General features: G+C 39.9%; 11 protein-coding genes and 1 pseudogene. 3 read left to right on the top strand and 9 right to left on the bottom strand.

Annotation, left to right across the window (positions count from 1 at the left end):
* The 5 genes and pseudogenes from ACEW8O_RS04295 to ACEW8O_RS04315 all read right to left on the bottom strand — a co-directional run.
* Window positions 1-273 (bottom strand): annotated as a pseudogene (locus ACEW8O_RS04295) (hypothetical protein); the annotation flags it as partial.
* Window positions 274-357: 84 nt separating this feature from the next.
* Complete coding sequence (locus ACEW8O_RS04300) at window positions 358-1,116, bottom strand: SDR family NAD(P)-dependent oxidoreductase (protein WP_373493390.1); 759 nt, start codon at window positions 1,114-1,116, stop codon at window positions 358-360.
* A 132-nt stretch (window positions 1,117-1,248) separates the two neighbouring features.
* Window positions 1,249-1,707 carry an RES family NAD+ phosphorylase gene (locus ACEW8O_RS04305; RefSeq protein ID WP_373493391.1) on the bottom strand — a complete coding sequence of 153 codons (459 nt, stop codon included), beginning with the start codon at window positions 1,705-1,707 and terminating at the stop codon, window positions 1,249-1,251.
* A gap of 12 nt (window positions 1,708-1,719) precedes the next feature.
* Window positions 1,720-2,190: an antitoxin Xre/MbcA/ParS toxin-binding domain-containing protein gene (locus ACEW8O_RS04310; protein ID WP_373493392.1), complete on the bottom strand. Its 471-nt coding sequence runs from the start codon at window positions 2,188-2,190 to the stop codon at window positions 1,720-1,722.
* Window positions 2,191-2,266: 76 nt separating this feature from the next.
* Window positions 2,267-2,746 carry an N-acetyltransferase family protein gene (locus tag ACEW8O_RS04315; RefSeq protein WP_373493393.1) on the bottom strand — a complete coding sequence of 160 codons (480 nt, stop codon included), beginning with the start codon at window positions 2,744-2,746 and terminating at the stop codon, window positions 2,267-2,269.
* A gap of 122 nt (window positions 2,747-2,868) precedes the next feature.
* Here ACEW8O_RS04315 and ACEW8O_RS04320 point away from each other — a divergent pair, with 122 nt between their 5' ends.
* Window positions 2,869-3,651, top strand: a complete 783-nt coding sequence (locus ACEW8O_RS04320) for a type III pantothenate kinase (protein ID WP_373493394.1) — start codon at window positions 2,869-2,871, stop codon at window positions 3,649-3,651.
* On the opposite strand, the gene ACEW8O_RS04325 is transcribed toward ACEW8O_RS04320, so the two are convergent.
* Window positions 3,620-4,312 carry a peptidoglycan DD-metalloendopeptidase family protein gene (locus ACEW8O_RS04325; protein WP_373493395.1) on the bottom strand — a complete coding sequence of 231 codons (693 nt, stop codon included), beginning with the start codon at window positions 4,310-4,312 and terminating at the stop codon, window positions 3,620-3,622. The two genes, ACEW8O_RS04320 and ACEW8O_RS04325, sit on opposite strands and share 32 nt — an antisense overlap.
* Before the next feature lie 55 nt (window positions 4,313-4,367).
* Here ACEW8O_RS04325 and ACEW8O_RS04330 point away from each other — a divergent pair, with 55 nt between their 5' ends.
* Window positions 4,368-5,324, top strand: a complete 957-nt coding sequence (locus tag ACEW8O_RS04330) for a pyridoxal-phosphate dependent enzyme (protein WP_373493396.1) — start codon at window positions 4,368-4,370, stop codon at window positions 5,322-5,324.
* Between the two features lie 26 nt (window positions 5,325-5,350).
* Here the strand turns inward: ACEW8O_RS04330 and ACEW8O_RS04335 are convergent, their stop codons facing one another.
* The 3 genes from ACEW8O_RS04335 to ACEW8O_RS04345 all read right to left on the bottom strand — a co-directional run bounded on the left by ACEW8O_RS04335 (window position 5,351) and on the right by ACEW8O_RS04345 (window position 6,655).
* Window positions 5,351-5,602: a DUF2442 domain-containing protein gene (locus ACEW8O_RS04335; protein WP_373493397.1), complete on the bottom strand. Its 252-nt coding sequence runs from the start codon at window positions 5,600-5,602 to the stop codon at window positions 5,351-5,353.
* A gap of 17 nt (window positions 5,603-5,619) precedes the next feature.
* Window positions 5,620-5,835, bottom strand: a complete 216-nt coding sequence (locus ACEW8O_RS04340) for a hypothetical protein (RefSeq protein ID WP_373493398.1) — start codon at window positions 5,833-5,835, stop codon at window positions 5,620-5,622.
* Between the two features lie 307 nt (window positions 5,836-6,142).
* Window positions 6,143-6,655 carry a peptidylprolyl isomerase gene (locus ACEW8O_RS04345; protein ID WP_373493399.1) on the bottom strand — a complete coding sequence of 171 codons (513 nt, stop codon included), beginning with the start codon at window positions 6,653-6,655 and terminating at the stop codon, window positions 6,143-6,145.
* 145 nt (window positions 6,656-6,800) lie between these two features.
* On the opposite strand from ACEW8O_RS04345, the gene ACEW8O_RS04350 reads away from it, so the two are divergent.
* Window positions 6,801-8,657 (top strand): excinuclease ABC subunit A (locus ACEW8O_RS04350; protein WP_373493400.1); only part of this gene is annotated, 1,857 nt, incomplete at its 3' end.

Below are 8,657 nucleotides of genomic sequence, written 5' to 3' on the forward strand. Positions count from 1 at the left end.
ACTATCTTCCGTTTTAGCCCTTTTTCCAAGCCGGTAGATTGTCATTTTTGCATCTCTTCTAACCTCAACATCATAGTAAGCTGCCCTGATATTTTTGAAATACAACCTCTCAGCATCCCCCATGCTCATCGGACTATCCTCCTTACCGGAATTATTGGCCCTTCTCTCATTAAAAAATGACATGATAAACACAAACAGCAAAGATCCAATCCCAAAAATCTTCAGGATCCTTTTCATTTCAGGCGAGAATGTATCGTTGGATTTATTGGGCATTTAAATTATTTCTGAGCCGGGTAAAAATGAAATTACAGCCAGATATTTCAATCTTACTTCAAACTTATTTTCCTTTATATCATTTCAATGCACATAAGACCCCGCATTGATATCTATGGTACATCCTGTAGCATGGTCAGCCATTCCTGAACAAAGCAAAGTGACCATTGGTGCGATATCTTTTGGTTCAGTCAATTGATTAAGTGCGATATCATTCAATGCAAACCCCTCCCCATATTGGGAGAGAATGTCATTTGCCATATCAGTTCTTGTAAATCCCGGAGCAATGAGAAATGCCTTTATGCCCTCTTTTCCATAATACCTGGCAATGGATCGGGTATAGCTGACAATGGCAGCTTTTGAAGCTGCGTAAGCAAGGTAATCTGTTGTATCTCCCCTAAAGGCTGCCCGGGACGAGATATTGACAATTCTGCCGTTTTTATTGTTGCGGGCATGTTCTATAAACTCCTTGGAGATGATGGCCAATGCATTGATGTTGACATCCATGGTTTTTCTCCAAACATCCAACCAATCAGAAGTGGGTGCATTATCAGCTACACTGATTGCAATTCCGGCATTGTTCACCACCGCATCGATTTTTCCATAAGTATTCACCAACTCCGGAATCCATCCCGTCACCGATTCCAGATTGGATAAATCACAGGGAGTAAGGTGGGAGGGATTGGGCAAACTGTGTTGAAGGCTTTTTGCCTCTTCAAGATTCTTGTTGAAATGGATCAACACCTCAGCCCCGGATTCGGAAATCTGTTCGGCTATTGCCCGGCCAATTCCCCTTGAGGCACCTGTGACAAGAATTCTATGGTCTTTTAGGTCTATATTCATTTTATTATTTCAATGTTAAATTTACTGTAGGCAGATGGTTTAGTTCTCACCAATGCGTAAAGATTCAGGCTATTCTTCTTTGCGTCCTTGCGTCTTTGCGGGAAAGATTGTCAATCCTTCCATAAAACAGAACTAATAATTTACTTCAAAACTCACATCCTCTGTCTTTATTAACTTGACAGATTGATGGAATTCCGGGTGAAGAGGGTTGATCAATAGGTTAAATTCTTCCGGGTAGTTGCTCAATGGAATTCTGCAGGACGGGACTTTTAATATCGGGGAAATCATCCCTTTGGCCCATTCAGTTCCAATTTGCTGTGTGGATGTTGGATAGGGTCTCCTTCGCCATTCTTGGGGTAATTCGGAAGGATCCAGAAAAGGAATATCATCAGTTATTTCCAAAGTGATCAATATCCAATCTGATTTGCTGACAATAGGACCTTTGATACTGAGCAGTTCCAAGAAATTAAGAGCAGAAACATTGCAACAGTAAATCATTGGTGTCCCATAAAGATTCCACCTTCCGGCCCCCATCCCGAAACCCAATGGAGATCTCCCTGCGATATTTTCAATCAACCTGAAAACCTTCAAAATGTTTCCGGATTAGAGGAAATTACCCCATGAAAGGGCTTCCAAAGCCTGATCTACCAACTCAAGTCCATTTGGATCTCTCATCAAATCAGCAGGCTTCTTATTGCCCATGGCATGATTAGGTAAATAAAGCCACTCAGAAAAAAGCGCCTCTGTCCCAAATATTCTGACACCTTTAGCGATTACTTTGTCCATATCTTTGATTGTCTTGGTCAATAATCTGGTCAATAATTTATCTTCCTTTTTCCAACGGAAGAGCGTACTTGGATCCACCTCCATTACCTCGGCCACATCATGCTGACTGTAGTCCAAAAAATCAAACAAAATCTTGGTCTCAGAAAATGACATAGTCCCATCCAAATAGGGATTTGGCTCTGACACCCTATCAGTAGGGGTCTTGAAGAAGTATTGAAGCTCCTGAATGTCCAGAATCGCTGGGTGATATTCGGAACTCATTTTTTTGATGGAATATTTAACCGCCATGACAATGAATGTTTATTAATACATAAATATAAATATATTATGTCTCATTTACAATATTAATATATTGCATTTGCAATTATTTTTTTAAAATTGCTTTAATTTCATCAGCTTGTAAGTTGCAATTGATCCATCCTTCATCAAGGTCTGCACCGTATTTTTGATAAAAATTGATAGCCGGTGCATTCCAATCCAAAACTTGCCACATCATCCCAGTGCAGCCATCTTCCAGACATTTAAGCATGGTCCTGTCGAAAAGTATTTTTCCGGCACCATTGCCCCTTTCAGCTTCAGTCACGACAATATCCTCTAAATAAAGCCGTCTTCCTTTCCATGTACTGTACCGATAGTAGTAAATTGAAATGCCTATGATTTCGTTTGTGCTTTCCTTAATCGCCACAAAAAAACCAAATACGGGGTTAGGCCCAAAGCCATCCTCTTCCATCATTTGAACTGTATTCGTGACTTGTTCCGGCGCTTTTTCGTAAACCGCCAATTCTCTGACCAATTCCAATACTCTTGGTAGGTCTTCTATTTTTCCCTCTCTTATTATATACATATTGGAAAATTACCAAAAATCAGAAAAGCAAAAAATCAATTTATATATTTGGCTTAGACTTCCTTTATAAAATGAAGATAAACATAGAAATACAATCATCATTCACTCTGAATCCGGTTTAAATGTTTTTGGCAATTGATGCAGGTAATTCCAACATCGTTTTCGGGTTTTTTGATGAGAACCGGAAAAAGTGGATTCATGAGTTCAGGACCAATACCCATAAAGATATCTCTATTCTGAAACTTGAAAAAGAGCTCCACCTCTTCTTTTTGGAAAACGGAATCAAAACTGATGAAATAACCCATGTGGGTATTTCTTCGGTTACTCCGGAAATCAACCCGGTCCTTAAACAGTTTTGTAAAGAATACCTGGAAAAAGATTGTTACCTCATCAATGGAAGGAGTTATGCCAAGCTCAAAGTTTCGACGGCAAGGCCAAATGAAATCGGATCTGACCTGATGTGTAATGTTGCGGCTGCTTTTGAAATGTTTCAATCCAACTGTATCATAGTCGATTTTGGGACTGCCCTGACATTTACAGTAGTAGGTAATGACGGAAAAATCCTTGGAGTCAACATTGTTCCCGGCCTTAAAACTGCTATCAAAGCACTTTTTGCCAACACTTCTAAACTCCCGGAAGTAGAGTTGAAAATGCCTAAATCTGTTTTGGGGAAAAACACCATCCATTCCATTCAGTCGGGAATTCTTTACGGCTATACCAGCTTGGTCAAAGGAATGCTGCTAAGCATTCAGGACGAGTTGGGATATTCCAGCATTGTGATTGCAACTGGTGGACTGTCTACCATTCTGACCAATTTGAATGACTCATTTAATAAGGTGGACAGAAATTTAACTTTGGAAGGAATCAGGTTAATTACCCTGGCAAATTTCCGATCAAAAGATTAGGGTCAGGACAGATATTTTTAAATTTTTCGATTTCCCTATGGGAACATACCCCGGGAAAATCCCCCCAATTTCCCAATAAATCCCACATCAATTGAAAATGTAGATGAGGTGGCCAATCACCGTTTTCCGGAAAAGGACCCAATTGGCAAAAACCTTCCCCTTTACTGATTGCTGTTCCTACTTGTATATGGGCTAAATCCATTACGGCCAAATGCCCATATAGGCTAAATAATTTTTCACCCCGAAGTTCATGTTCCAAAATGATGGTAGGCCCATAATTTCCAAAACCTGCATTGTCCTTAAAACTGTGAACTATACCATCCAAAGGAGCAAATACAGGCGTACCCGCTTCTGCCCAAATATCAACCCCCATGTGGATATTCCTGAAATCCTGTAGTTCAGTGGCAAATACTGCACTCCTGCTGTATATGGCCCTATGCTCAAAATAACCTCCTATCCCGTACTTTTTCCCTGATTGTTCCAAAAGCCCAAATACATAATCATTGAATTGATGGGTATCAGAAAGATTAACCTCTATCAAGTCCGTATTGGAAGGGGAAAAGTCCATGGGAATGGAATTGGAAACGTCAATAAACTCTCCCATCAACGGAAAAATTTCATTGTTACTTAGGAGTAATTCTAAAGAAGGCCTGATTTTCATAAGGCGCAAGATAAATATTTTGTCCGTTTTCATGCCTTCTATTATCTTTAAAACCATGAATGAAAAAATAAATTTTCCGACCCTAGAAGATATCAAAGCGGCACACCAACGAATTCAGCCCTTTATCCATAGAACACCAATATTGACTTCAGAGGCCATTGATAAAATTGCAGGTTGCCAGATTTATTTCAAGTGTGAAAACTTCCAAAAAGTCGGTGCCTTCAAAGCCAGGGGCGCAGCCAATGCCGTGATGAAATTGACAGATGACCGGAAATCCAATGGGGTTGCAACTCATTCAAGTGGTAACCATGCTGCTGCTTTGGCAAGGGCCGCTTCGGTAGCCGGCATCAAATCCTACATTGTGATGCCATCAAATGCTCCCGAGATCAAGAAAAAGGCTGTGAAAGGCTATGGCGGAGAAATCATTGAATGTGTTCCGAGCTTGGAAGCCAGAGAAACCACGCTTCAAGAGGTGGTAGATAGAACAGGTGCTGTATTTATTCCACCGTACGATTTTATGGATGTAATAGAAGGACAGGCCACCTGTGCATTGGAAATGTGGGAAGAAGGGATATATTTTTATACCATCATGGCACCTGTTGGTGGGGGAGGTTTGTTGGGGGGTACAGCGCTTACCACCAAATATATTTCACCCAACACCAAAGTGATCGCAGGAGAACCGGAAGGGTCTGATGATGCTTACCGCTCCTTCAAAGCCAAAAAATTGATTCCCATGGTCGGTCCAAAGACAATTGCAGATGGATTGTTAACATCTGTCGGAAAAATCAATTTTGAGATCATCATGCAATACGTTGATGATATCCTGATTGTCAGTGACCCAGAAATCATTGAAGCCATGCGGTTAATTTATGAAAGAATGAAAATCGTAATTGAGCCTAGCTGTGCAGTACCGCTAGCGGCACTACTAAAAAACAAAGAAGATTTCAAAGGTCAAAAAGTAGGGATTATTCTTTCGGGTGGAAATGTGGATCTAGGGAAATTGCCTTTTTAAGGATTTTAAGTAAGCATTTATGCTTGTTAACGGGAAATAATTTGGTCTTCAGATTTCAATTCCTTTAGATAATTTGGACAAAAATCATATCCGTTTTTCCATGATATCCCTCCTCCCGGCTCTATAAAAACCTCTTTGAATTTATTGTAGTTCAACAATTCTTTGGTAAATCCTTTGCCAAGAAATGGCCTGAAATTAATGGTTTTTTCTTTTCCATCTTTGAATTTCAGCCAAATTCGAAAATCTTCCAATACTAACAACTCGATAACTTCATTCATTGAAATTTCTGGCATTTTTATAATTTTCTTCTCAAAAGCAAATTTTCTGTTAGATCAAGAAACAATTCATCATCTATATTTTTCCATGCTCCTGCAAACGATGAAACTTCATCAGATATAATTAGATTGGTTTCTAAGGAAAAAACAAACCTTTCTATTTCAACAAATTTATCTGTTGAAATTTCCTGAATTTTTTTGGCAAATTTATTACGTCTTTGTGTTTCTGAGATCATGATTCAATTTTTAATCATTAGAAATTTACAATAATTCAATGGAAAATCATTCTTATGAGAATAAAATTAATTAAGAAATCTAACAAATCGGATAATATGAAATGTTATATCCGTAGTCATACCATTTACGGTTACGATCCAGGCTTTTCGCTTATATCTGAATCAATACGCCACGTCGCACAAGTATCTTTTAATATCCAACCCGCCTGCGGCAGGCAGGTATCAATGAATATTTAATTGCATTTAAATAGACGATCAATTAAGTAATATTAAGAACTATATACATAATTTAATCTCAACCAAGATTTCAATGCTGATGTCCCCCAGCCCCATGCACATGCCCATGATCGATTTCTTCAGGTTCCGCATCCCTTACAGAGACAATCTCCCCTGAAAAATATAGGTCAAATCCTGCCAAGGGTGAATTGAAATCCATGTGGAATCCCTTGTAATCTACCTTTAAAATTTCTCCTCGCATCTGATTCCCTTTGTCATCCTGCATGGTAATCACTTTTCCGACTTTCAATAGATCCTTTGCCTTTTTCCCATCTTCTTTGAAATTGGCCTTTGGCACAATCATCTTTTTGCTCTCATCATAATCGCCATATCCGTTTTCGAAATCAATAAACACCTCAAACTTATCTCCTGACTCTTTCCCCTCAAACGCCGCTTCCAAAGCCGGAAGTACATGGCCTGTGCCAAATAGGAAATGGAATGCCTGATCCTTTTTAACACTTTCAAAATGCTCCTTCCCGTTTTCCCCATCATCTACATGCAGTTCATAGCTGATCGCGACAACTTTATTCTTCTCTATTTTCATGATTATTCTTGGTTGACAATTCGTATTCAAAGAAAGTGAAAAAAGCATCATTGAGTTCCTGTTATCTTACATTTTATACATATTCGAAGCCTAATCTTTCCAACAAATTACCATTTCATCTGTTGATTGGGTAACTTTGCAGGTTATGAGTGTAAGCACTGAATTCGAGTCCCCTTCTGTAGATACCCTTGATCCCAAGGATTATATTATCATCAAAAATGCCAAGGTCAACAATCTCAAAAGCCTGAGTGTTGCCATTCCCAGAAACAAGCTTGTTGTGATTACCGGACTTTCAGGTTCCGGAAAGTCTTCCCTGGCATTTGATACACTTTTTGCCGAAGGACAGCGAATGTATGTCGAAAGCCTCAGCAGCTATGCCCGTCAGTTTTTGGGCAGGATGGAAAAACCTGATGTAGAATATATCAAAGGAGTTTCTCCCGCTATCGCCATCCAACAAAAAGTAAGCACCAAAAATCCCCGCTCAACGGTCGGGACTACAACAGAAATATATGATTACCTCAAATTACTCTTCAGCAGGATAGGCAGAACCATATCCCCTGTCAGCGGTGATGAAGTGAAACACCACACAGTGACTGATGTTGTTGATTTTATCCACAGTTTTGACGAAGGTGACAAAGTCATGATTTCATGCCCACTTCATCTGACTCAAGGCCGATCGAGGAAACAGGAACTGGAATTATTGCTCCAAAAAGGGTTTACAAGGATATTGGTAAATAGTGATCCATATTTTCTGGAAGATTTATTGGGAAGTTCCGATTTGCCCAATGGGGAATATGAGATTCTAATTGATAGGGTTTCTATCCAAAAAGAAGATGAAGACAATCAGTTCAGAATAGCAGATTCAGTTCAGACGGCTTTCTTTGAAGGTCATGGGGACTGCACCATCCTGATCCCTGAAAAAACCAAAAGAACCTTTACAGACCGATTTGAACTCGATGGAATGAGTTTCGAGTTGCCAACGGTTAATTTTTTCAGTTTCAATAATCCTTATGGAGCATGTAAGACATGTGAAGGATTTGGTTCTGTCTTGGGAATTGACCCTGACTTGGTCATTCCTGACAAAAGCATGTCTGTGTATGAAGGTGCCATCGCTCCCTGGAGAGGTGAAAGCTCCTCCAAATGGCTGGAACCTTTGGTGAAAAAAGGAATTTATTTCGATTTTCCCATCCATCGTGCTTATGAGGATTTGGATGAAGTACACAAAGAACTTCTTTGGACCGGAAACAAACATTTCAAAGGACTGAATGATTTCTTTGCAGACCTCCAAACCAAAACCCACAAAATCCAATACAGGGTCATGTTATCCCGGTTCAGGGGAAGGACAACCTGCCCGGATTGCAGAGGGACGAGATTGAGAAAAGATGCCTCCTTTGTGAAGATCAATGGCAGATCCATCACGGACATTGTATTGCTCCCCATCGAAAAAGCTTTACGGTTCTTTCAGGAAATTGAGATCACCGATTCCGAAAAGAAAGTGGCCAACAGACTTTTAAAAGAAATCCTGAACAGATTGGAATATATAGACAAGGTCGGACTTGGCTATTTGACCCTTAACCGCTTAACCTCTTCCCTTTCAGGAGGTGAATTCCAAAGAATCAAATTGGCGACATCATTGGGTTCGGCCTTGGTGGGTTCCATGTACATTTTGGATGAACCGAGCATAGGTCTTCACCCAAGGGATACAGACAGATTGATCGAGGTATTGAAAATTTTACGTGATCTCGGAAATACCGTGATTGTGGTCGAACATGAGGAAAAGGTCATGAAAGCCGCAGATCAGATCATTGACATTGGTCCGGATGCAGGGGTTAAAGGTGGGCATTTGGTTTTCCAGGGAGACCTTCAGGAATTATTGATTCATGGGAAAAGCTACACGGCCCAATACTTAAAAGGAGAGGAAAAAATCCAGGCGAAGGATTTCAACAGGAAATGGAAAGATACAGTTTCTGTAAAGGGTGCAAGAGAAAATAACCTAAAAAAC

The sequence above is a fragment of the Aquiflexum sp. genome (genome assembly GCF_041749095.1).
In the GTDB taxonomy this organism is placed as follows: domain Bacteria; phylum Bacteroidota; class Bacteroidia; order Cytophagales; family Cyclobacteriaceae; genus Aquiflexum.